The 22,256-nt window shown below is 74.6% G+C and carries 20 protein-coding genes; 17 read left to right on the forward strand and 3 right to left on the reverse strand.

Going from position 1 to position 22,256, the window contains the following annotated elements; translation table 11 throughout:
• Positions 1-171: 171 nt before the first annotated feature.
• The 5 genes from NXY84_RS08580 to whiG all read left to right on the forward strand — a co-directional run bounded on the left by NXY84_RS08580 (position 172) and on the right by whiG (position 5,645).
• Positions 172-531 carry a YraN family protein gene (locus NXY84_RS08580; protein ID WP_258726667.1) on the forward strand — a complete coding sequence of 120 codons (360 nt, stop codon included), beginning with the start codon at positions 172-174 and terminating at the stop codon, positions 529-531.
• Positions 528-2,066 (forward strand): YifB family Mg chelatase-like AAA ATPase, encoded by a 1,539-nt coding sequence (locus NXY84_RS08585; protein WP_258726668.1) that lies wholly within the window; start codon positions 528-530, stop codon positions 2,064-2,066. The genes NXY84_RS08580 and NXY84_RS08585 overlap by 4 nt, the downstream gene beginning before the upstream one ends.
• On the forward strand, positions 2,063-3,262 hold the full coding sequence (gene dprA, locus NXY84_RS08590; protein ID WP_258726669.1) for a DNA-processing protein DprA: 1,200 nt from the start codon (positions 2,063-2,065) through the stop codon (positions 3,260-3,262). The genes NXY84_RS08585 and dprA overlap by 4 nt, the downstream gene beginning before the upstream one ends.
• Positions 3,263-3,750: 488 nt before the next feature.
• Entirely contained in the window at positions 3,751-4,683 is a 933-nt protein-coding gene (locus tag NXY84_RS08595) for a tyrosine recombinase XerC (protein ID WP_258726670.1), read from the forward strand.
• The gene (gene whiG, locus NXY84_RS08600) at positions 4,680-5,645 is read left to right on the forward strand and encodes an RNA polymerase sigma factor WhiG (protein ID WP_258726671.1); all 966 of its coding nucleotides are present in this window, start codon (positions 4,680-4,682) and stop codon (positions 5,643-5,645) included. The genes NXY84_RS08595 and whiG overlap by 4 nt, the downstream gene beginning before the upstream one ends.
• A 186-nt stretch (positions 5,646-5,831) precedes the next feature.
• Here whiG and NXY84_RS08605 read toward each other — a convergent pair whose 3' ends face one another.
• Entirely contained in the window at positions 5,832-6,461 is a 630-nt protein-coding gene (locus tag NXY84_RS08605; protein ID WP_258726672.1) for a M23 family metallopeptidase, read from the reverse strand.
• Between the two features lie 400 nt (positions 6,462-6,861).
• On the opposite strand from NXY84_RS08605, the gene rpsB reads away from it, so the two are divergent.
• The 8 genes from rpsB (at position 6,862) to dxr (ending at position 14,115) form a co-directional block, all read left to right on the forward strand.
• Entirely contained in the window at positions 6,862-7,878 is a 1,017-nt protein-coding gene (gene rpsB / locus NXY84_RS08610; RefSeq protein ID WP_258726673.1) for a 30S ribosomal protein S2, read from the forward strand.
• Positions 7,879-7,921: 43 nt separating this feature from the next.
• Positions 7,922-8,761 (forward strand): translation elongation factor Ts, encoded by an 840-nt coding sequence (gene tsf / locus NXY84_RS08615; RefSeq protein ID WP_258726674.1) that lies wholly within the window; start codon positions 7,922-7,924, stop codon positions 8,759-8,761.
• A gap of 98 nt (positions 8,762-8,859) precedes the next feature.
• A complete protein-coding gene (pyrH, locus tag NXY84_RS08620; protein WP_258726675.1) occupies positions 8,860-9,603 on the forward strand; it encodes a UMP kinase in 744 nt (247 codons plus the stop codon).
• Positions 9,604-9,667: 64 nt separating this feature from the next.
• Entirely contained in the window at positions 9,668-10,225 is a 558-nt protein-coding gene (gene frr / locus NXY84_RS08625; RefSeq protein ID WP_258726676.1) for a ribosome recycling factor, read from the forward strand.
• Positions 10,225-11,094 carry a phosphatidate cytidylyltransferase gene (locus NXY84_RS08630; RefSeq protein ID WP_258726677.1) on the forward strand — a complete coding sequence of 290 codons (870 nt, stop codon included), beginning with the start codon at positions 10,225-10,227 and terminating at the stop codon, positions 11,092-11,094. Before frr ends, NXY84_RS08630 begins: the two co-directional genes overlap by 1 nt.
• Positions 11,095-11,133: 39 nt before the next feature.
• Complete coding sequence (rlmN, locus tag NXY84_RS08635; RefSeq protein WP_183297783.1) at positions 11,134-12,261, forward strand: 23S rRNA (adenine(2503)-C(2))-methyltransferase RlmN; 1,128 nt, start codon at positions 11,134-11,136, stop codon at positions 12,259-12,261.
• Entirely contained in the window at positions 12,258-12,812 is a 555-nt protein-coding gene (locus NXY84_RS08640) for a DivIVA domain-containing protein (protein WP_258726678.1), read from the forward strand. Before rlmN ends, NXY84_RS08640 begins: the two co-directional genes overlap by 4 nt.
• A 112-nt stretch (positions 12,813-12,924) precedes the next feature.
• Entirely contained in the window at positions 12,925-14,115 is a 1,191-nt protein-coding gene (gene dxr, locus NXY84_RS08645) for a 1-deoxy-D-xylulose-5-phosphate reductoisomerase (RefSeq protein WP_258726679.1), read from the forward strand.
• Between the two features lie 120 nt (positions 14,116-14,235).
• On the opposite strand, the gene NXY84_RS08650 is transcribed toward dxr, so the two are convergent.
• The gene (locus NXY84_RS08650; protein WP_258726680.1) at positions 14,236-15,633 is read right to left on the reverse strand and encodes an NAD(P)/FAD-dependent oxidoreductase; all 1,398 of its coding nucleotides are present in this window, start codon (positions 15,631-15,633) and stop codon (positions 14,236-14,238) included.
• 258 nt (positions 15,634-15,891) lie between these two features.
• Between NXY84_RS08650 and NXY84_RS08655 the strand changes: the two genes are divergently transcribed.
• The 3 genes from NXY84_RS08655 to NXY84_RS08665 all read left to right on the forward strand — a co-directional run bounded on the left by NXY84_RS08655 (position 15,892) and on the right by NXY84_RS08665 (position 19,453).
• Positions 15,892-17,205: a M50 family metallopeptidase gene (locus tag NXY84_RS08655; RefSeq protein ID WP_258726681.1), complete on the forward strand. Its 1,314-nt coding sequence runs from the start codon at positions 15,892-15,894 to the stop codon at positions 17,203-17,205.
• Between the two features lie 131 nt (positions 17,206-17,336).
• Positions 17,337-18,473 carry a flavodoxin-dependent (E)-4-hydroxy-3-methylbut-2-enyl-diphosphate synthase gene (gene ispG, locus NXY84_RS08660; protein WP_396126390.1) on the forward strand — a complete coding sequence of 379 codons (1,137 nt, stop codon included), beginning with the start codon at positions 17,337-17,339 and terminating at the stop codon, positions 18,471-18,473.
• Positions 18,474-18,550: 77 nt separating this feature from the next.
• Positions 18,551-19,453 carry a GNAT family N-acetyltransferase gene (locus NXY84_RS08665; RefSeq protein WP_258726683.1) on the forward strand — a complete coding sequence of 301 codons (903 nt, stop codon included), beginning with the start codon at positions 18,551-18,553 and terminating at the stop codon, positions 19,451-19,453.
• Positions 19,454-19,507: 54 nt separating this feature from the next.
• Here NXY84_RS08665 and NXY84_RS08670 read toward each other — a convergent pair whose 3' ends face one another.
• Positions 19,508-20,392: an Fpg/Nei family DNA glycosylase gene (locus NXY84_RS08670; RefSeq protein ID WP_258726684.1), complete on the reverse strand. Its 885-nt coding sequence runs from the start codon at positions 20,390-20,392 to the stop codon at positions 19,508-19,510.
• A gap of 35 nt (positions 20,393-20,427) precedes the next feature.
• On the opposite strand from NXY84_RS08670, the gene NXY84_RS08675 reads away from it, so the two are divergent.
• Positions 20,428-22,239: a proline--tRNA ligase gene (locus NXY84_RS08675; protein ID WP_258726685.1), complete on the forward strand. Its 1,812-nt coding sequence runs from the start codon at positions 20,428-20,430 to the stop codon at positions 22,237-22,239.
• The last annotated feature ends 17 nt before the right edge of the window (positions 22,240-22,256 follow it).

Genomic DNA, 22,256 nt, shown 5'->3' on the forward strand with positions numbered 1-22,256 from the left:
GAGCCCAGCCCCGGCGGGACGACCTCGAGGCGCACCGCGGCGCCCTGACCTCTCGGCGGTCCCCTCCGCCCACCCACAGCCCCGCGCGGTCGCCGGGCGGCCGCCGGTCCGCGACGCGCGCCCTCCGACGGCGTCGACGGTCCGCGAGCATCTCCCGCGGAGGTGGTCGCCATGCGGGCGAAGGACGCGGTCGGCAGGTACGGGGAGGACGTCGCGGCGGCGTGGGCGTGCGACGCCGGGTGGACGGTGCTCGACCGGAACTGGCGGGGCGACGGCGGCGAGCTCGACCTCGTCGCGCTCGACGGCGACGAGCTGGTGGCCGTCGAGGTCAAGACCCGGCGCAGCACCGCGTTCGGGCACCCGGCGGAGGCCGTGACCGCGCGCAAGCTCGCGCGCATCCGTCGCCTGACGGCGCAGTGGCTCGCCACGCACGACACCCGCCCGACGTCCGTGCGCATCGACGTGATCGCGATCCTGCTGCGGCGGGGCGAGCCGCTCGTGCTCGAGCACCTCGCGGGCGTGGTCCGGTGACGCTCGGGCGCACGGTCGCCGTCGCGCTGCGCGGCCTGACCGGCCACGTCGTCGAGGTCGAGGCGCACCTGGCTGCGTCGCTGCCGGCGTTCACGCTCGTCGGGCTGCCCGACGCCGCGCTCGCCGAGGCACGCGACCGCGTCCGGGCAGCCGTGACGTCGAGCGGGCTCGCGTGGCCCAACCGGCGGATCACGGTGAACCTGTCACCCGCGACGCTGCCGAAGTCCGGCTCGGCGTTCGACCTCGCGATCGCCGTCGCGACGCTCGCCGGGGCAGGGCTCGTGCGTCCCGAGGCGGTGTCCGGGGTCGTGCACCTCGGCGAGCTCGGCCTCGACGGACGCCTGCGGCCCGTCCGCGGCGTCCTGCCCGCCGTGGCCGCCGCGGTGCAGGCCGGCCACCCCCACGTCGTCGTCCCCGTCGCCAACGAGGCCGAGGCCCTGCTCGTCCCGGGCGCCCGCGTCGTGGGTGCGCGCAGCCTCGCGGAGGTCGCCCACCGGTACGGCGCCGACCTGGACGTCCCGGACGTCGTCGCGGTCGGTGCCGAGCACCTGGAGCCCGGATCGCCCGGGCCGGCGGCGGACCTCGCCGACGTCCTCGGGCAGGACGACGCCAGGGTCGCGCTCGAGGTCGCGGCGGCGGGCGGGCACCACCTGCTCATGGTCGGACCGCCGGGCGCGGGCAAGACGATGCTCGCCGCCCGGCTGCCGGGGCTCCTGCCCGACCTCACGGAGACGGAGGCGGTCGAGGTCACCGCCGTGCACTCGGTCGCCGGCACGTTCGACCCGCGCGGCGGACTCGTGCGGCGGCCGCCGTACGAGGACCCGCACCACACCGCGACGCCGGCGAGCATCGTGGGTGGCGGCTCCGGCGTCCCCCGGCCCGGTGCCGCGTCCCGCGCACACCGCGGGGTGCTCTTCATGGACGAGGCGCCCGAGTTCTCGACCGCCGTGCTCCAGACGCTGCGCCAGCCGCTCGAGCACGGGGAGCTGGTCCTGCACCGCGCGGCCGGGGTCGCGCGCTACCCGGCCCGCTTCCAGCTCGTCATGGCCGCCAACCCGTGCCCGTGCGGGCGGGCCGTCGGCAAGGGGCTCGACTGCACGTGCCGCTCCGAGCAGCGCCGCCGGTACTTCAGCAAGCTGTCGGGCCCCCTGCTCGACCGCGTCGACCTCCAGGTCGACGTGCAGCCTGTGCCCCGGGCGGCCCTCGCCGGAGCGTCCGTCGCCGAGAGCACCGCCGTGGTCGCCGCCCGCGTCGCACGCGCCCGCGAGGCGCAGACGGAGCGCCTGGCCGGGACCACGTGGCGCACCAACGCCGACGTGCCGGGCCGCTGGCTGCGCGCGCGGCTCGGGCCCGACCGCGTGCTGGTGCTCGACCTCGACCGCGCGTTCGACCGCGGGCTGCTGAGCCTGCGCGGCGTGGACCGTGTCCTGCGGGTCGCGTGGACCCTCGCCGACCTCGCGGGCCGGGACGCGCCGAACCGCACGGACATCGGTCACGCGCTGCTGCTGCGCACCCGTGGGCAGGCGGCCGGATGACGGCCGCGCGGGGGAGCGGCACCGAGGAGATGCTCGCGCGCGCCGCCTGGAGCCGGCTCGTGGAACCCGGAGACGCGGTCGCCGGGGCGCTCGTGCACGCCCTGGGAGCGCGTGAGTCGCTCGACTGGATCCGCTGGGCGGCGACCAGCGGGCGCGCGGAGTCTGCCGTCCAGACGCTCGTCGCACGCGAGGACGAGGCGCTCGCGCCGCTGCGACGGCGCCTCGGCGCGGCGCTCGCACGCTGGGAGCCGCGGCTCGCCGCCCTCGAGCCGGCGCAGGAGATCGAGCACGTGCACCGGCTGGGCGGGCGGTTCCTCCACCCGGGCGCTCCCGGCTGGCCAACCGGCCTCGACGACCTCGGCGCGGCCGCACCGCTGGGCCTCTGGCAGCGTGGCCGGCCGGAGCTCGACCGCCTGCTGACCCGCTCCGTCGCGCTCGTCGGCGCTCGCGCCTCGACCGCCTACGGCGACCGGGTCGCGGTCGACCTCGCCGACGGGCTCGCCGGCAGCGGCGTGTGCGTCGTGTCCGGCGGCGCGTACGGGATCGACGCCGCTGCGCACCGCGGGGCGCTCGCGGGTGGGGGCGCGACCGTCGCGCTGCTCGCCGGCGGGGTCGACCGCGCCTACCCGGCCGGCAACGCGCCGCTGCTCGAACGCGTCCTGGAGCAGGGCGGCTCGGTGCTCAGCGAGGTGCCCCCGGGCGGCGTCCCAAGCCGCAGCAGGTTCCTGATGCGGAACCGGCTGATCGCCGCGGTCAGCAGGGCGACGGTCGTCGTCGAGGCCGCGTGGCGCTCGGGGGCGCTGAGCACCGCGCACCACGCCGCAGCCCTCCTGCGCCCGCTCGGTGCCGTCCCGGGGCCCGTGACGTCCGTCGCGTCCGCCGGATGTCACCGCCTGCTGCGCGAGGGCGCGGCGATCTGCGTGACGGACGCCGCGGAGGTGCTCGAGCTCGCCGGACCGCTCGGCACGGCGCCCGAGGAGCGGCACGAGCAGGCCCGCCCGCATGACGGTCTGGACTGGGTCGCGGACCGCGTGCTCGACGCGCTGTCCCTGCGGTCCGCGGCCGACGTCGACACGCTCGCGCGTCGCGCCGGCCTGTCGCCGGGGGACGTCCGCGGTGCGCTCGGGACCCTCGAGCTCGCACGTCTCGCCGAGCTGCGGGCGACCGGGTGGCGCCGGACGCGCGCGGTCACGTGACGCTTCGTCCGGCGCCGGCGCCGGCGCCGGCGTCGCAGCCGTCACCGTCACCGCCCGTCACCGCCCGTCACCGTCCGTGAGTGCCTTCGCCGCCCACCGCCCACCGCCCACCGCCCACCGCCCACCGCCCACCGCCCACCGCCCACCGCCCACCACTGCCCACGGCCGCTGCCGCCGCCGCTGCCGTCGCCGGGCGGCGTCGCGACCCCGATCCCGACCGGGCGCGCCGGCCGGCCGTGCCAGGTGTCCGGACGAGCTTCTCGGGAGTGCCCGTCGGTGAACGGCCTGACCCGTCCGGGGGGGCCGTCCACCCCGTCGCGGGCGGCCCCCGCGTCCGCCTCCTGAGACCGCTCACATCGACGCGACGGGTCGAACTGGACAGATGCCCATCTTCAAATCCGGACAAGTGCGACGGTTGAGCCGCGCAGAGGGTGAACTGTGTGCGGGCCCGCTTGTGGGCCAGCCGTGTGACCCGTCACGGTAGGGACATGCAGACGGCGACGGGGGTCACGGAGGCGGCTCCGGCCGTCCGGCTCACGGCCGACTTCGCACTCCACCTCCGCGCTCAGCGAGGGCTCTCGGACCACACCGTCCGGGCCTACGTGGGCGACGTCGAGCACCTGCTCGCCCATGCCGCGCGCCACGGCCGCGCCGACCTCGGCGACATCGACCTGACGGTGCTGCGCGGCTGGCTCGCCGCCATGTCGACGGCCCAGCGCAGCCGGGCGACGCTCGCCCGTCGGGGCGCCGCGGTCCGCACGTTCTTCGACTGGGCGGTGCGTACCGGCCGCGTCGCGACCGACCCCGCGCTGCGGCTCGCGAGCGCGCGCCCCACCGTCGCGCTCCCCACGGTCCTCGGGGTCGACGACGCGGCCCGCCTGCTCGAGGTCGCCCGCACGCGTGCCGACGACGCCGACCCGGTGCACCTGCGCGACTGGGCCGCGCTCGAGCTGCTCTACGCCACGGGCGCCCGCGTCGGCGAGCTCTGCCGGGCCGACGTCACCGACGTCGACGTCACCGAGCGCACGCTGCACGTCGTCGGCAAGGGCGACAAGGAGCGCGTCGTCCCGTTCGGCCTCCCCGCCGCGGAGGCCGTCGCAGCCTGGCTCTCGACCGGCCGACCCGTCCTCGCGGAGGGCGGCACCGAGCCGGCGCTGTTCCTCGGCCGCCGCGGGGGCCGCGTCGACCAGCGCCAGCTGCGCGCGGTCGCCCACGACCTCGCGGCGCTCGCGGGTGTCGACGACATCGCCCCGCACGCCCTGCGCCACAGCGCCGCGACCCACCTCCTCCAGGGGGGTTCCGACCTGCGCAGCGTCCAGGAGGTGCTGGGTCACGCGAGCCTCGCGACGACCCAGCGGTACACCCACGTCACGGCCGAGCGCCTCCGCTCGTCGTTCGAGCAGGCACACCCACGAGCATGACGGAATCGGAGAGCACGATGACGGCACAGGCCGAGACGGTCGCGTCCCTCGCTGAGCGCGCCCGGAGCGTGACGGCCCCGGACGGCGTCGTCCCCCAGCCGCACGCCGCCGCGGTCGTCCCCGCGCACCGGCGGTTGAGCTCGGTGCCTGCGCCGGCGATCCCGGCCGCCGTCCCCGGCGACGTGGACCTGCTCGAGGTCGACCCGATCGAGGCCGCGTGGCGCGAGTTCAAGGCGACCGGCGACCGCCTGCTGCGCGAGCGGCTGATCCTGCACTACGCCCCGCTCGTGACGTCCGTCGCCTCGCGCGTCGGCATGCGCCTGCCCAGCACCGTCGAGCAGGCGGACCTCGTCTCGTACGGGATGTTCGGCCTCATCGACGCGATCGAGAAGTACGCGCTCGACCGCGCCGTGAAGTTCGAGACGTACGCGAGCGCGCGCATCCGCGGGGCGATCATCGACGAGCTGCGGGCGATGGACTGGATCCCGCGCTCCGTGCGCACCAAGGCCCGCGCGGTCGACCGTGCGTACGCCGAGCTCGAGGGGGAGCTGCACCGCACGCCCAGCGAGCAGGAGGTCGCCGGGCGGCTCGAGATGGGTATCGGCGAGCTCCGCGGCGTCTTCACCCAGCTCTCGACGGTCAACGTCGTCGCGCTCGACGAGCTCCTCGGCGCCGGTTCGGAGCGCTCGGACAAGGTGAGCCTCGTCGACACGCTCGGCGACCACCGTGCCCAGGACCCGGCGGGGTCGTTCGAGGCGCAGGAGACCAAGTTCCTGCTGGCGCGGGCGATCGAGCAGCTCGGTGAGCGCGAGAAGATCGTGCTGGTCCTCTACTACTACGAGGGCATGACCCTCGCGGAGATCGGCCGCGTGCTCGGTGTCACGGAGTCGCGGATCTCGCAGATGCACACCGCGGCGATGCTGCGGCTGCGCACCAAGCTCACGGAGTCGGACCGCGTCTGACGGCGTGGCGCGCGCTGCCCCGTCGCCCGTGGTGCCGCGTCACTCTGCACACGCCGTCACCCTGCGGCGCCCTGTCACCCGGCGCCCCGAGCTGCCTCGCTGTGCGACGAGGCTCCATCGCCCGTCGCCTCGCTGCCCGGCGCCGTCCCGTACGGTGACGCGCTGCCGCCCTGACCCCGGCCCGCGTCACGGCGCGTCCGGCAGCAGCACCACCGGCCCTCGTCCCGCCAGCAGCATGAGCGGGTCGACGTACGCGTCGTCCGACGTCCGCACGCCCCAGTGCAGGCACGTGGCGGGCGCGCAGTGGCTCGCGTCACCGGCGACCTGACCGACGACCGCGCCCTGCTCGACCACGTCACCCGTCGCGACGCCCGGGGTGACCGGCTCGACGCTCGACCGGCGACCGTCCGGGTGCCGCAGCGTCAGGACGACGCGCCCCGCGACGGGTCCCGCGAACGTCACGACGCCCGGGGCAGGCGCGAGCACGGGGTCACCGGGCGCGGCTCGCAGGTCGACGCCGCGGTGCCCGCTGAGCCAGCGCTCCTCGGGTGCGTCGAACTCGCGCACGACCTCGACCGGCTCGCGCAGGGGGAACGTGTAGCCGGGCTCGACCCCGGTACCCGCGCCGACGGCAGGCCCCGCCGCGACGTGCCCGGCAGCGACCGCGGCGAGCAGCACCGCGAGCACGGTCGCGACGAGCGCTGCCCGCAGCGCGCTCCTGGGGGCGAGCCGGGGGAGCGGACCGGAGGTGCGCTCGGGTACGTCTCGGGGCCGGCGGCGGGTCGTCCGGCCGAGGGGCGCGCTCAGGCTGTCCATGGCGGCGACCCTGCCCGCGCACGGCGCTCCGGAGGCCGGGCGCCTCGTCCCACCTGGGCGCCGGCGCGCGGTGTCCGGGCTGGGGGTGGTGCAGGCCACCGGGCGTGTGGCCGAGACCTCGGCGACCGTCCGCTAGACTGACGCTCGCGACCGGTACGTGCCGGTCGACATCGCGCGTCATCATCTCCGCCCCGCAGGCACGCACCCGTTCCGGGTGCGGTCACGCACGGGCACGAGGGTCGGCGCTGGCACCGGTCCGGGCTCGCAGCCCGGCGCCAGCAGCGACGTGGCGCCAGGGGCAACGACCGACCGGTCGGGGCCGACAACCGAGAACGCGGGTCCCCGGCGTGGGACCCGCCCAGACGCGCGTGCCCACGGGTGCGCGCCGGAAGGACGTGCCATGGCCGTCGTGACCATGCGCCAGCTGCTCGAGAGCGGTGTCCACTTCGGGCACCAGACCCGCCGCTGGAACCCCAAGATGAAGCGCTTCATCTTCACCGAGCGCAACGGCATCTACATCGTCGACCTGCAGCAGTCGCTGACGTACATCGACAGCGCCTACAACTTCGTCAAGGAGACGGTCGCGCACGGCGGCACGATCCTCTTCGTCGGCACGAAGAAGCAGGCGCAGGAGCCCGTCGCCGAGCAGGCCGCGCGCGTGGGCATGCCCTACGTCAACCAGCGCTGGCTCGGTGGCATGCTCACCAACTTCCAGACCGTCAACAAGCGGCTCCAGCGCCTCAAGGAGCTCGAGCTCGTCGACTTCGACGACGTCGCGGGCAGCGCCTTCACCAAGAAGGAGCTCCTCATCATGCGTCGCGAGCGCGACAAGCTCGCCAAGACGCTCGGCGGCATCCGCGACATGACGAAGGTGCCCTCGGCGATCTGGATCGTCGACACGAACAAGGAGCACCTCGCGGTCGACGAGGCGCGCAAGCTCGGCATCCCGATCGTCGCGATCCTCGACACGAACTGCGACCCGGACGTCGTCGACTACAAGATCCCGGGCAACGACGACGCGATCCGCGCCGTCTCGCTGCTGACCCGCGTCATCGCGGACGCCGCGGCCGAGGGCCTCATGCAGCGTCACTCGGGCCGCAGCGGCGGCACGGACGCGGCTGCTGCCGACGCCGAGCCGCTCGCCGAGTGGGAGCGCGAGCTCCTCGCCGGTGCCGAGGCCGACCTCGCGGGCGGGGCGACCACCCCGACCGAGGCCGCCCAGGCCGAGACGACCGAGGCCACCGCCGAGCCCGTCGTCGCCGCCACGGACGCTGCCGCGCAGGACGCCGCTACCGTCGGGGACGACTCCACGCCGGCCGGCGAGGCTGCCGAGGCCCCGGGCCAGGACGCCGCTCCCGCGATCGACGTCCCGGACGTCGCCACGCCCGCCGACGAGGGTGACGCCGCGTCCAAGTGACGCGCACCCATCCCCATCTGACGACAAGGACGGACACAGACTGATGGCGAACTACAGCCTCGCTGACATCAAGGCGCTCCGCGAGAAGACCGGCGCGGGGATGCTCGACGTCAAGAAGGCGCTCGAGGAGGCGGAGGGCGACGCCGACAAGGCGCTCGAGATCATCCGCGTCAAGGGCCTCAAGGGTGTCGGCAAGCGTGAGGGCCGCTCGGCCTCCGACGGTCTCGTCGCGGCGAACGTCGCGGCCGACGGCCAGGGCCGGACGGGCGTGCTCGTCGAGGTCAACTCGGAGACGGACTTCGTCGCGAAGAACACGACGTTCATCGCGCTCGCCGACAAGGTCCTCGCGGCCGCCGTCGCGTCGGGTGCCGCGGACGCCGAGGCGCTCCTCGCCTCGGACGTCGACGGCTCCTCGCTGCAGTCGGTCGTCGACGAGACGGCCGCGACGCTCGGCGAGAAGGTCGTCGTGCGCCGCGTGGCGCGCGTCACCGGCGAGCACGTCGAGGTCTACCTGCACAAGGTCAACAAGGACCTGCCCCCGCAGGTCGGCGTCCTCGTGGCGACGGACGCGGCCGGAGCCTCGGTCGCGCGCGACATCGCGACGCACATCGCGGCGTACTCCCCGACGTTCCTCACGCGTGACGAGGTCGCCGAGGAGACGGTCGCCTCGGAGCGTCACATCGCCGAGGAGACCGCGCGCAACGAGGGCAAGCCCGAGGCCGCGCTCCCGAAGATCATCGAGGGTCGCCTGAACGGCTACTTCAAGGAGAACGTCCTGCTCGAGCAGGCGTTCGCCAAGGACCCGAAGAAGACGGTCGGCCAGGTCCTCACCGAGGCCGGCGGCACCGTCACGGCGTTCGTGCGGTTCCGCGTCGGCGCCTGAGCACCGACGCGACCCCCGGTGGCCCCGGCCCGACCACGGGCCGGGGCCACCGGTACGAGCACCCCAGACCGAGCACGTCGAGCACAGCAGGAGGCACCGTGGGCCAGGACGTGACCGCACCGGACCAGGACGGCGTGCTTCCTCGCCGGGTCCTGCTCAAGCTCTCGGGCGAGATGTTCGGCGGCGGCGCCGTCGGCCTCGCTCCCGACGTCGTCCAGCGGGTCGCGGCCGAGATCGCCGTGGCGGTCCGCAGCGGCGTGCAGGTCGCGATCGTCGTCGGCGGCGGCAACTTCTTCCGCGGCGCCGAGCTCGCGCAGCGCGGCATCGACCGCGCCCGGGCCGACTACATGGGCATGCTCGGCACGGTCATGAACTGCCTCGCGCTGCAGGACTTCCTCGAGCAGGCCGGCGTCAGCACGCGCGTGCAGACCGCGATCACGATGGGTCAGGTCGCCGAGCCGTACATCCCGCTGCGGGCGATCCGGCACATGGAGAAGGGCCGCGTCGTCATCTTCGGCGCCGGCGCGGGCATGCCGTTCTTCTCGACGGACACGGTCTCCGTGCAGCGCGCGCTCGAGACGCACTGCCAGGAGGTGCTCATGGGGAAGAACGGCGTGGACGGCGTCTACACCGCGGACCCGCGCACCGATCCCACGGCGGTCAAGCTGGACCACCTGACCTACACGGACGCGCTCGTCAACGACCTCGGCGTCATGGACGCCACGGCGATCAGCCTGTGCCGTGACAACGACGTGCGGATGCGCGTGTTCGGCATGGAGCCCGGCAACGTCACGCGCGCGCTGCAGGGTGAGAAGATCGGCACGCTGGTCACCGTCGACTGACGGGCGTCCGCGCCGCACGACCACCCCGCACGACCGCACCCCCCGAGCACATGAAGGAGCACCGGTGATCGACGAGACCCTCCTCGAGGCCGAGGACAAGATGGACAAGGCGATCGAGGTCGCCAAGGAGGACTTCGCGACGATCCGCACGGGCCGGGCGAACGCCGCCATGTTCTCGAAGATCTTCGTCGACTACTACGGCAGCCCGACCCCGCTGCAGCAGCTCGCGTCGTTCAACGTGACCGAGGCGCGCACGATCCTCATCACGCCGTTCGACAAGTCGTCGTCGAGCGCCGTCGAGAAGGCCCTGCGCGACTCCGACCTCGGTGTGAACCCGACGAACGACGGCAACGTCATCCGCGTCGTGCTGCCCGCGCTCACGCAGGAGCGCCGCAAGGACTACGTCAAGCTCGCCCGCACCAAGGCCGAGGACGCGCGCATCTCGGTGCGCAACATCCGCCGGCGTGCCAAGGAGGAGCTCGACCGCATCGCGAAGGACGGCGAGGCGGGCGAGGACGAGGTCGGTCGTGCGGAGAAGGAGCTCGAGCAGCTGACCAAGCGGCACGTCGACGCGATCGACACGGTTCTCGCCGCCAAGGAGAACGAGCTGCTCGAGGTCTGATGCCCCAGAACGCCGCCCGCCTCGCCGCCGCCAGCGCACCCCGCACGCCCGGGGTCTCGCGCACGGGCCGCGACCTGCCCGTCGCCGTCGTGGTGGGGCTGACGCTCCTCGCGATCGTCGGTGCCTCGCTGTTCGTGCGCAAGGAGGGCTTCCTCCTGCTCACGGTGCTCGCCGTGGGCGCCGGGTTGTGGGAGCTGGCGCAGGCCTTCGCGCGGCGCGGGATCCACCTGCCGCTGCTGCCGCTGCTCGTGGGCGACGTGGGCATCCTCGTGTCGGCCTACATGGCCGGCGCCGAGGCGCTGTTCGTCGCGTTCCTGCTCACGGTCGGCGGTGCCGTCGTCTGGCGGGTGCTCGACGGCAGCGGTGCGCCCGCGCTGCGCGACGCGACCGGTGCGGCGTTCGCGGCGGCGTACCTGCCGTTCCTCGCGGGCTTCGTCATGCTCCTGCTCGCGCAGCCGGACGGCGCGTTCCGTGTGCTGCTGTTCATCCTGCTGTGCGTCGCGAGCGACACCGGCGGCTACGTCGTCGGGGTCCTGATCGGCCGGCACCCGCTCGCGCCCTCCGTCAGCCCGAAGAAGACGTGGGAGGGGCTGATCGGCTCGCTCGTCCTGGCGTGCCTCGTCGGAGTCGTGGGGATCGGCGCGATGTTCGACGGCGCCCCGCTCGTCGGTGTGGCGCTCGGCGTCGCGACGGTCGTCACGGCCTCGCTCGGCGACCTGTCCGAGTCGCTGCTCAAGCGTGACCTCGAGCTCAAGGACATGGGCTCGTTGCTCCCGGGCCACGGCGGTCTGCTCGACCGCCTGGACTCGATGCTCCTCACGGCCCCGGTCGTGTACCTGATCCTCACCGTGCTCCAGCCGGTCGTCTGAGCGGCGCACCACCCCGAACCCCGAGAGGGGGTGCCCGTCATGAGCGGGACACCCGTCACCCTGAACATGTCTGCGCCGACGCGCGGCGCCCGCGGCAAGCCGCCGCGCCACTTCGTCGACCTCACGCCCGAGCAGCGGGTCGAGGCCGTCACCGCCCTCGGCGAGAAGCCGTTCCGCGCCAAGCAGCTCGCGACGCACTACTTCACGCACCTCACGTCGGACCCGGCGGAGATGACCGACCTGCCGAAGGCGAGCCGCGACACGCTGGCCGCGGAGCTCTTCCCGCAGCTGCTCACGGCGGCGCGTACGCTCCAGGCCGACGGCGGCACGACCGTCAAGACGCTGTGGCACCTGTTCGACGGCGCGAAGGTCGAGTCGGTGCTCATGCGGTACCCCAACCGGTCGACGCTGTGCGTGTCGAGCCAGGCCGGCTGCGGCATGGCGTGCCCGTTCTGCGCGACGGGACAGCTCGGTCTGACCCGCAACCTGTCGACCGCGGAGATCGTCGAGCAGGTCCGCGCGGCGGCGCGCTCGCTCGCGGACGGCGAGATCCCCGGCGGCCCGACGCGGCTGTCGAACCTCGTGTTCATGGGCATGGGCGAGCCGCTCGCGAACTACAAGGCGGTCATGGAGACGGTGCGCCGCCTCGTGGCGCCCGCGCCCGACGGGCTCGGAATGTCGGCGCGCAACATCACCGTCTCGACCGTCGGCCTCGTGCCCGCGATCGAGAAGCTCACGAACGAGGGCATCCCGGTGACCCTCGCCGTGTCGATGCACGCCCCCGACGACGAGCTGCGCGACACCCTCGTGCCGGTCAACACCCGGTGGAGCGTCGACCAGACGCTCGACGCGGCGTACCGGTACTTCCAGGTGACCGGCCGCCGCGTGTCGATCGAGTACGCCCTGATCCGCGACATGAACGACCACGCGTGGCGCGCGGACATGCTGGGCGAGAAGCTCAACGCGCGCGGCAAGGGCTGGGTGCACTGCAACCCCATCCCGCTCAACCCGACACCGGGGTCGATCTGGACGGCGAGCGATCCCGCGGTCGAGGCCGAGTTCGTGGCACGCTTGCGCGCGCACGGCATCCCGACGACGATCCGTGACACTCGGGGGAGTGACATCGACGGCGCGTGCGGCCAGCTCGCAGCCGATGAGGAAGGGTGAGCGACGTCATGTTCCGGACCGTCTCGGGCCTGCGCACCGGTTACGACCCCGACGAGGTGGACGACTTCTTCGAGCACGCGCGGGCGGTGTACGAGAAGGGTCCCGCGGGGGCGCTCTCCGGACGTGACGTGCGGACGGTCGCGTTCGACATGGTCCGCCGCGGGTACGTGACGTCGGCGGTCGACGCGGCGCTCGACCGGCTGGAGGCGGCGTTCGTGGCGCGAGCCCGTGCCGACTTCGTGGCGGAGCACGGGCAGCAGGCCTGGATGGACCGGCTCGCCGAGCAGGCGCGCACCCTGTACGGGCGGCTCACGCGGCCCGACGGCGAGCGGTTCGCCCCGCCGCACGGCCGCCAGCCGGGCTACGAGCCGGCGGACGTCGACGACCTCTGCCACCGGCTGATCGCCTACTTCGACAAGGGTCAGCCGCTCACGGCGCAGGAGCTGCGCTCGGCGACCTTCCGTCGCCGCAACGGCCGTGCGGGGTACGCCGAGGCCCCGGTCGACGCGTTCCTGGACCGCGCGGTCGAGGTCATCCTCGGCGCCGAGTGACCGCAGACCGCGCCGGGCAGCCCGGACGCGGTCCCTCCGTCCACGTCGGTCGAGGTGCTCCCGCGTCCCCGGCGTGCACGGGGCGTGGCGGCGGACCAGGGATGATGGGCACGTGAGCCAGCGCACCGTCCTCCTGCTCGGGTCGACCGGGTCCATCGGGACCCAGGCCGTCGACGTCGTCCGCCGCAACCCCGACCGGTTCCGGGTCACGGGGCTCAGCGCCGGGGGAGCAGACCCTGCCGCGCTCGCGCGCCAGGCGATCGAGCTCGGCGTCGAGGCCGTCGCGGTCGCGGACCCTGCGGCAGCGGGCCCGCTCTTCGCGGAGCTGACGCGCGTGAGCGCCGAGGCCGGCCTGCGTCAGCTGGGCGTCGAGGTGCTGACCGGCCCGGACGCGGCGACGAGGCTCGCGGAGCGCCGCGCCGACGTCGTGCTCAACGGCATCACCGGCTCCGTCGGGCTCGGACCCACGCTCGCGGCGCTCGCGACGGGCAGCACGCTCGCCCTCGCCAACAAGGAGTCCCTGGTGGTCGGCGGGCGGCTCGTGCGGGCGGCCCAGCAGCGTCCCGACCAGATCGTCCCGGTCGACTCCGAGCACTCGGCGATCGCCCAGGCGCTGCGCGCGGGTGCGGCGCACGAGGTGCGCCGGCTCGTGCTGACCGCCTCGGGCGGGCCGTTCCGCGGGCGGGACCGCGACGAGCTGAAGGCCGTGACGGCGGAGCAGGCGCTGCACCACCCGACGTGGTCGATGGGTCCGGTCGTCACGGTGAACTCCGCGACGCTCATGAACAAGGGCCTCGAGCTCATCGAGGCCCACCTGCTGTTCGACGTGCCCGTCGAGGACATCACCGTGGTGGTGCACCCGCAGTCGGTCGTGCACTCGATGGTCGAGTTCGTCGACGGCTCGACGATCGCGCAGGCCTCGCCCCCGGACATGCGACTGCCGATCGCGCTCGGCCTGTCCTGGCCCGACCGCGTCGCAGACGCCGCGCCGGGGTGCGACTGGACGCGCGCGACGTCGTGGACGTTCGAGCCGCTCGACGAGGAGGTCTTCGGCGCGGTGGCGCTCGCGCGGGCGGCCGTCGCGGCCTCGGCGACGCACCCCGCGGTCCTCAACGCCGCCAACGAGGAGTGCGTCGCGGCGTTCCTCGCGGGGCAGATCGGCTTCCTCGACATCGTCACGACCGTCGAGCGGGTCCTCGCGGAGCACGACGGCACCGCGCCCGCCGACGTGCGGCTCGACGACGTGCTCGAGGCGGAGACGTGGGCGCGGGCTCGCGCGCACGAGGTGCTCGCCCGGCGCTGACCGCCGTGGTGCGCACCGCCCCCCGACGGGGCGCGCGGCGGGGGCGCCCGCTGCCCGCCGGCCGGGCGTCCGGTCACCGCCGGTCGGTCGGGCAGCCGATCACGACCGCCGGGCACCTGGTCACCACCGGACGAGCGGCAGCTCCGGGCTCTCCCACCCGGTCCGCGCCTCGACCGCGTCCGCGAGCCGGCCGAGGTGCGACGCGAGCGCGAGCCCCGTCCGGCTCGCCGACGGCCGTGCACCGTCGTGGTCGACCCACGGCAGCCGGGTGAGCTCGGTGGCGCTCCCGGTGACGAGGTCCGCGAGCGTCCGCCCGGCGACGTTCGCCGCCGCGACGCCGCCACGGCCGAAGCCCGTGGCCCAGCCGAGCCCGGTGTCCCGGTCCAGCCCGACGCGCGGCATCCCGTCGCGCGTCACGGCGACCGGCGCCCGCCACGCGTGCGTGACGGGGGCCCCGGCGGCGCCGGGCAGGAGGTCGACGAGCCGGCCCTGCAGGTGCTCGGCCTCCGCCGCGGCGAGCCCGCCCGCGTCGCGACCGCCCGCCTCGCCACGGCCCGTGCCGGGACCGCCACCCGTGCCCGCCCACCGCCGACGACCGGGCAGCGCCGCGACGAGCCGGCCCTCCTCGGTGCGGCGGACCTCGAGCCGGTCGTGCGCGGCGTCCGCGAGGCCCTGACCGCGCGCGAGCCCGACGGCCTCCCACCGCGCGTCCCCGAGCGGCTCCGTCGCGACGAGGTCGAGGGCGGCCGCCGCGACCGGGCGGTCGACCCCAGCGATCGTCGGGGTCCACGCGCCCGCGGCCCGGACGACGACGCGCGTCCGCACCGTCCCGTGCTCCGTGACGACGGCGCCGGGCGAGACCCGCACGACGCGGGTGCCCTCGACCAGCCGGACGCCGCGTGCGACGAGCACGTCCGCGAGCCCGTGCAGCAGTCGCGCCGGGTCGAGCTGGGCGCTGTCCGGGGTCCAGGACCCCCCGAGAACGCCCGGCACCCCCACGTGCTCCGCGACCGCGTCGGGCGCCAGGAGCTGCTCCTCGTCGCCCCAGGCACCGGCGTTGGAGGCTCGCGCCCGCACGCGCGCGAGCTGGGGCAGGGTCCGGGCCACCGTCACGGCCCCCGCGTACGTGAAGCCGCAGTCGATCTCCTCGGCGGCGGCGACACCCCCGACCTCGACGACCGCGTCGCGCATCGTGGCCCGCAGGCTACGAGCCGTGCCCGGGCCGTGGGCGCGCGCGACGTCCTCGGCGCTCACCGCGAGGCGTGCGGAGCACGAGCCGAGGCCGCGCGCGCTCCCGCCCGCCGCCACCCGCTCCTGCTCGAGCACGACGACGTCGAGCGCGGGGTCGGCCTCGAGCAGGTAGTACGCGGTCCACAGCCCTGCGGCCCCGGCCCCGACGACCACCACGTCCGCGCGGGTGTCCCCGTCGAGGCCACCGTCGAACCCGTCGTCGGGGTGCGCCCCGGGTGAGGTCCCGGCAGTGTCCCAGAGCGGCACGGGCAGCGGTGCCGGCGTCACCACGTGCTCCCCGAGGGGCGGGTCGCGGGTGTCGGGCGTCCGTCGGGCGCGCTCATGGCGCGACCCTAGCGAGCGTGTCGCCCGCCCGCGCGGGGGCCGGTCCGCCGGTCGTGGCCGGCGCCGGAGCGACCCGCGACCCGGCGCGACCGCCCGCCGCGAGGGTGATCCGCGCATCCGGCGACCCGGTCACCCGTGAGGGCGGGGGATGATGGTCCCGGGACGGGCGGTCGACCGGACCGGAACGGGAGCGGAGCTGTCATGGAGTACCTGGTCGGTGTGCTCGTGCTGGTGGTCGGCGTGCTCGTGTCGATCGCGCTGCACGAGGTCGGGCACATGGTGCCTGCGAAGCGCTTCGGCGTGCGGGTCAGCCACTACATGGTCGGCTTCGGGCCCACGCTGTGGTCGCGCGTGCGCGGCGAGACCGAGTACGGGCTCAAGGCGATCCCGCTCGGGGGCTTCGTGCGGCTCGTCGGGATGTACCCGCCCGCCGAGTCGGTCGGCAACCCGTCCCAGCGCGGCTTCTTCGGGCGGGTCGCCGCCGACGCGCGCGAGGTCAGCGCCGCCGAGATCCTGCCCGGCGAGGACGCCCGGGCGTTCTACCGCCTCTCCACGCCCAAGAAGCTCGTCGTCATGCTCGGCGGGCCGTTCATGAACCTGCTCATCGCGATCGGGCTGTTCGCGGTCCTGCTCTCGGGCTTCGGGCTGCCGACGTCGAGCACGACGCTCGACGCGGTCAGCACGTGCGTGATCCCCGTGAGCGAGGACGCGGACCGCACGTGCACGCCGGACGACACGCCGGCACCCGCCGCGGCTGCGGGGCTGCGGCCGGGGGACCGCGTGGTGTCGTTCGACGGCGTCGCGGTCGAGGAGTGGACGCAGCTCCAGGCGCTCATCCGGGCGTCGGGCGGCGAGGAGGTCGAGCTCGTGCTCGAGCGCGACGGCGAGCGGGTGACCACGTCGATCACGCCGATCACCGCAGAACGCCCCGTGCTCGACGACGAGGGCCAGATCGTGCTGGGCCCCGACGGCGAGGCCCGGACCACGCAGGTGGGCTTCCTCGGCATGACGCCCGCGAGCGAGCTCGTCCGGCAGCCGCTCTCCGCCGCGCCCGCGTTCGTCGCGGACGCGACGTGGCGGACGTTCGGCGTGATCGCGAACCTGCCCAGCCACGTCGCCGGGCTCGCGGAGTCCGCGTTCACCTCCGAGCCGCGTGACCGCGAGGGGCTCGTGGGCGTCGTCGGGATCGGTCGCTTCGCGGGCGAGATCGCGGCCAACGAAGAGTACTCGGCCACCGAGCAGTTCCAGTCGCTGCTGAGCCTGATCGCTTCGCTGAACATCGCGCTCTTCGCGTTCAACCTCATCCCGCTCCTGCCGCTCGACGGCGGCCACGTCGTCGGTGCGCTGTGGGAGGGTGCCCGCCGCCAGGTGGCGCGCCTGCGCGGGCTGCCCCGACCCGGACCGTTCGACACCGCGCGGCTCGTGCCGCTCGCCTACGGCGTCTTCGTGCTGCTCGCGGGCCTCGGCCTGCTGCTCGTCTACGCCGACCTGTTCAAGCCCATCACGCTCGGCTGAGCCCGCGCTCGGCGCGGCCGGTGGGGTCGCGCGAGGGGAGTGGGTGGGTGTGGTGAGAGTCGTCACTCCCGGGCCCGCCCGACGGCTGCGGGTGGGACAATGGGACGGTGAGCATCCCCCTCAACCTCGGCATGCCGGAGGCCCCCGCCCCGGTGCTGGCCCCCCGTCGCAAGACGCGCAAGATCAACGTCGGCAAGGTCGCGGTCGGCGGTGACGCCCCGGTCAGCGTCCAGTCGATGTGCACGACCCCGACGACCGACATCAACTCCACGCTCCAGCAGATCGCGGCGCTGACGGCGGCCGGCTGCGACATCGTGCGGGTCGCTGTCCCGAGCCAGGACGACGCCGACGCGCTGCCCGCGATCGCGCGCAAGTCGCAGATCCCGGTCATCGCCGACATCCACTTCCAGCCGAAGTACGTGTTCGCGGCGATCGATGCCGGGTGCGCCGCGGTGCGCGTCAACCCGGGCAACATCCGCAAGTTCGACGACCAGGTCAAGGAGATCGCACGCGCCGCGACGGACGCGGGCGTCTCCATCCGGATCGGCGTCAACGCGGGCTCGCTCGACCCGCGCCTGCTGGCCAAGTACGGCAAGGCGACGCCCGAGGCGCTCGTCGAGTCCGCGGTCTGGGAGGCGTCGCTGTTCGAGGAGCACGGCTTCCACGACTTCAAGATCTCGGTCAAGCACAACGACCCCGTGATCATGGTCCGCGCCTACGAGATGCTGTCCGAGCGCGGGGACTGGCCGCTGCACCTCGGAGTGACCGAGGCCGGCCCGGCGTTCCAGGGCACGATCAAGTCGGCGACGGCGTTCGGTGCGCTGCTGAGCAAGGGCATCGGCGACACGATCCGCGTCTCGCTGTCCGCGCCTCCCGTCGAGGAGGTCAAGGTCGGCATCCAGATCCTGCAGTCGCTCAACCTGCGCCCGCGCAAGCTCGAGATCGTCTCGTGCCCGTCGTGCGGGCGCGCGCAGGTCGACGTGTACACGCTCGCCGAGAAAGTGACGGCCGGTCTCGAGGGGCTCGAGGTCCCGCTGCGGGTCGCGGTCATGGGCTGCGTCGTCAACGGTCCCGGCGAGGCGCGGGAGGCGGACCTGGGCGTCGCGTCGGGCAACGGCAAGGGCCAGATCTTCGTGCGCGGCGAGGTCATCAAGACCGTGCCCGAGGCGATGATCGTCGAGACGCTCATCGAGGAGGCCATGCGTCTCGCGGACTCGATGGAGCCGGTCGACGGAGCAGGCGGACCGACGGTCGTGACGGTCGGCTGAGGACCAGCCGACCGGGGCCGGAAGCAGCGCTGCGTCCGGCCCGGCACGCCGCCGGGACGTGGGGCAGAATCGCTGCCATGGGACGTGGGCGCTGGGCCACGCAGGACCGCCAGGTCGCCGGTGGGCGCCTCCTGGGCGACGCCGACGTCGCGGCGGCCCTCGCGGTGTGCGCGCTCGACCCGGTCGCCTCGGTGCTCGCGACCGCACGCCTCGAGTCGGCCGCGCGCTCCGGCCTGCGCTCGACCGGGGGGCAGCTCTGGGGCTACGAGCAGGCCGGTGAGCTGCTCGCGGTCTGCTGGGCGGGGGCCAACCTCGTGCCCGTCGTCCCGGTCGAGGACGCCGCGGAGGACGCGCTCGACGGCTTCGCCGCGCTCGCGTCGCGGCACGGGCGCCGGTGCTCGTCGATCGTGGGCGAGGCCCCCGCGGTGCTGGGTCTGTGGGACCGGCTCGCCGACGAGTGGCCGCGGGCTCGCGAGGTGCGGGCCGACCAGCCGTCGATGGTGCTCGACGACGACCCGGTGCTCGACCCCGACCCCGCGGTGCGCCGCTCGCACCCCGGGGAGTACCCGCTCGTGCTGCCGGCGTGCGTGCGGATGTTCGTCGAGGAGGTCGGGTACTCGCCGGTCTCAGGGACCGACGGGCCCTACGAGGCACGCGTGCGCAGCCTCATCGCCGACGGGCGCTCGTTCGTGCGCATCGAGGACGGCGTCGCGCCCGACGGCGGGCCCGGGGTCGTGTTCAAGGCCGAGCTCGGCGCGGTCGCCGGCGGGGTCGCGCAGGTCCAGGGCGTGTGGGTCAGCCCGTCGCACCGGGGGCGCGGGCTGTCGGAGCCGGGCATGGCGGCTGTCGTGGCAGCGACCCGCCGTGACGTCGCGCCCGTGGTGAGCCTCTACGCGAACCACTACAACGCCCGCGCGCTCGCGGCCTACCGGTCCGTGGGGTTCCGGCAGGTCGGGACGTACGCGACGGTGCTGTTCTGACGCTCGGCGCACGGTCCTGTCCTGACGCTCGGCGCGACCGTGCTGTCCTGACGCTCAGCGCAGCAGGCGCGAGAGCCGCCGGTCCGCGAGCGGCTGACCGCCCGTCTGGCACGTCGGGCAGTACTGCAGCGACGAGTCCGCGAACGACACCTCGTGCACGGTGTCGCCGCACGGCACACCGTCCCAGCCCGGGCACGGCTCGCCGGTGCGGCCGTGCACGCGCATCCCGCGCCGCTTGGCGTCCTTGAGCTCCGCGGCGGGCTTGCCGGCCGCGGCGCCGACCGCCTCGGTGAGCACGTCGACGACCGCCCGGTAGAGCGTGGCGGTGCGGTCGTCGTCGAACGAGCGCGTGGGGGTGAACGGGCTGAGCCGGGCGGCGTGCAGGATCTCGTCGGAGTAGGCGTTCCCGATCCCGGCGATGGTGCCCTGGTCGCGCAGCAGTCCCTTGACCTGCTGGTTGCGCGCCGCGAGGAGCTCGCGGAGCCGCGTCTCGGTGAACTCCGCCGAGAGCGGCTCGACCCCCAGGGTCGCGACCTGCGGGACCTCCTGCGGGTCGGTCACGACGTACACGGCGAGGCGCTTGCGGGTGCCGGCCTCGGTGAGGTCGAACCCGCTCCCGTCGTCGAACCGCACGCGCAGCGCGATGGGGGAGCGGCCCGGCTTGACGGCGGTCTTCGGGACGGCGTCGTACCAGCGCAGCCAGCCGGCGCGCGCGAGGTGCAGCACGAGGTGCAGCCCCGGCTCGTCGCCCACGGCCACGTCGATCCACTTGCCGTGCCGCTCGACGCCGATGACGGTCCGCCCGACGAGGTCCGCCGGGCCGGGCGCGAAGGTCTTGAGCGCGCTAATCGCCCCGACGTCGGCACCGGTCACGGCGCGCCCGACGACGCGGTCACGCAGGAAGGACGCGAGCGCGTCGACCTCGGGCAGCTCCGGCACGGGTCCATCGTGGAGCACGCACTAGGCTCTGCGCCATGCTGCTGCGCCTGTCCTCGCTGTTCGTCCGCACCCTGCGAGAGGACCCGGTCGACGCCGAGGTGGCGAGCCACCGCCTGCTCGTGCGCGCCGGGTACATCCGCCGGGCCGCCCCGGGCATCTACACCTGGCTCCCGCTGGGGCTGCGCGTGCTCGCCAAGGTCGAGGCCGTCGTCCGCGAGGAGATGGCCGCCGCGGGCGCGCAGGAGGTGCACTTCCCGGCGCTCCTGCCGAGGGAGCCGTACGAGGCGACGGGCCGCTGGACGGAGTACGGCCCGAACATCTTCCGGCTCAAGGACCGCAAGGGCGGGGACTACCTGCTCGCGCCGACGCACGAGGAGCTCTTCACGCTGCTCGTGAAGGACCTGTACTCCTCGTACAAGGACCTGCCGCTCGCGCTCTTCCAGGTGCAGACGAAGTACCGTGACGAGGCGCGCCCGCGCGCAGGCCTGATCCGCGGCCGCGAGTTCATCATGAAGGACGCGTACTCGTTCGACGTCGACGACGAGGGCCTCGCGGAGTCCTACCAGCGCCAGCGCGACGCCTACGAGCGGATCTTCACGCGCCTCGGGCTGGAGTACGTCATCGTCGCCGCGACGTCGGGCGCCATGGGCGGCTCGCGCAGCGAGGAGTTCCTCACGCCGACCACGATCGGCGAGGACACGTTCGTGCGCTCGGCGGGCGGCTACGCGGCCAACGTCGAGGCGGTCACGACGGTCGTCCCCGACGCCCTGCCGTTCGACGGCGCGCCGTCCGCGCACGTCGAGGACACCCCGGACACCCCGACCATCGACACGCTCGTCGCGCTCGCGAACGAGCGCTTCGCGCGCCCCGACCGGGCCTGGACGGCCGCCGACACGCTGAAGAACGTCGTGCTCGCGCTCGTCCACCCGACCGGGGAGCGCGAGCTCGTCGTCGTCGGGCTGCCCGGCGACCGGGAGGTCGACCTCAAGCGCCTCGAGGCGGCCGTGTCGCCGGCCGAGGTCGAGCCGGCGGGTGAGCCGGACTTCGCCGCGCACCCCGAGATCGTCAAGGGCTACCTCGGCCCGGCCGTGCTCGGCCCCAACCCCACGGGCCAGGCGGCCGACGACGAGACGCGCACGAGCCTGCGCTACCTGCTCGACCCGCGCGTCGTGGCGGGCACGCGCTGGATCACCGGTGCGAACGAGCCCGGGCGCCACGTGTTCGACCTCGTCGCGGGCCGGGACTTCACCGCGGACGGGACGATCGAGGCCGCCGAGGTGCGCGCCGGCGACCCCGCGCCGGACGGCTCGGGCCCGCTCGAGCTCGCGCGCGGCATCGAGATCGGCCACATCTTCGCGCTCGGGCGCAAGTACGCCCAGGCGCTCGGGCTCACAGTGCTCGACCAGAACGGCAAGGCCGTCGTCGTGACGATGGGCTCCTACGGCATCGGCGTCACCCGCGTGCTCGCGGCCCTCGCCGAGGCGAACCACGACGAGCGCGGCCTCGCCTGGCCCGCCGGCGTGGCCCCCGCGCACGTGCACGTCGTCGCGACCGGCAAGGACCCCGCGGTGTTCGAGGCCGCCGAGTCGCTCGCCACGACGCTGTCCACGCGCGGCATCGAGGTGCTCTACGACGACCGTCCGAAGGTCTCGCCCGGCGTGAAGTTCGCCGACGCCGAGCTCTTCGGCGTGCCGCTCGTGGTCGTCGTGGGGCGCGGGCTCGCCGAGGGCGTCGTCGAGGTCCGGCCGCGCGTGGTCGTCGACGGCGGGCCGCAGGCCGAGCAGGTCCCCGTGTCGGACGCCGTGGACCGCGTCGCCGAGCTCGTGGACGACCTGATCGCGGGTTGAGGGGCGCTCGTCGAGCC

The sequence above is a fragment of the Cellulomonas sp. NS3 genome (genome assembly GCF_024757985.1).
GTDB lineage: Bacteria > Actinomycetota > Actinomycetes > Actinomycetales > Cellulomonadaceae > Cellulomonas_A.

What these genes read in the sequence shown, in the direction of transcription:
- NXY84_RS08580 (WP_258726667.1), top strand. Translation starts at nt 172, where the DNA reads ATGCGGGCGAAGGACGCGGTCGGCAGGTACGGGGAGGACGTCGCGGCG.
- dprA (WP_258726669.1), top strand. Translation starts at nt 2,063, where the DNA reads ATGACGGCCGCGCGGGGGAGCGGCACCGAGGAGATGCTCGCGCGCGCC.
- NXY84_RS08595 (WP_258726670.1), top strand. Translation starts at nt 3,751, where the DNA reads ATGCAGACGGCGACGGGGGTCACGGAGGCGGCTCCGGCCGTCCGGCTC.
- whiG (WP_258726671.1), top strand. Translation starts at nt 4,680, where the DNA reads ATGACGGAATCGGAGAGCACGATGACGGCACAGGCCGAGACGGTCGCG.
- NXY84_RS08605 (WP_258726672.1), bottom strand. Translation starts at nt 6,461, where the DNA reads ATGGACAGCCTGAGCGCGCCCCTCGGCCGGACGACCCGCCGCCGGCCC.
- rpsB (WP_258726673.1), top strand. Translation starts at nt 6,862, where the DNA reads ATGGCCGTCGTGACCATGCGCCAGCTGCTCGAGAGCGGTGTCCACTTC.
- tsf (WP_258726674.1), top strand. Translation starts at nt 7,922, where the DNA reads ATGGCGAACTACAGCCTCGCTGACATCAAGGCGCTCCGCGAGAAGACC.
- NXY84_RS08630 (WP_258726677.1), top strand. Translation starts at nt 10,225, where the DNA reads ATGCCCCAGAACGCCGCCCGCCTCGCCGCCGCCAGCGCACCCCGCACG.
- rlmN (WP_183297783.1), top strand. Translation starts at nt 11,134, where the DNA reads ATGAGCGGGACACCCGTCACCCTGAACATGTCTGCGCCGACGCGCGGC.
- NXY84_RS08655 (WP_258726681.1), top strand. Translation starts at nt 15,892, where the DNA reads ATGGAGTACCTGGTCGGTGTGCTCGTGCTGGTGGTCGGCGTGCTCGTG.
- ispG (WP_396126390.1), top strand. Translation starts at nt 17,337, where the DNA reads ATGCCGGAGGCCCCCGCCCCGGTGCTGGCCCCCCGTCGCAAGACGCGC.
- NXY84_RS08665 (WP_258726683.1), top strand. Translation starts at nt 18,551, where the DNA reads ATGGGACGTGGGCGCTGGGCCACGCAGGACCGCCAGGTCGCCGGTGGG.
- NXY84_RS08675 (WP_258726685.1), top strand. Translation starts at nt 20,428, where the DNA reads ATGCTGCTGCGCCTGTCCTCGCTGTTCGTCCGCACCCTGCGAGAGGAC.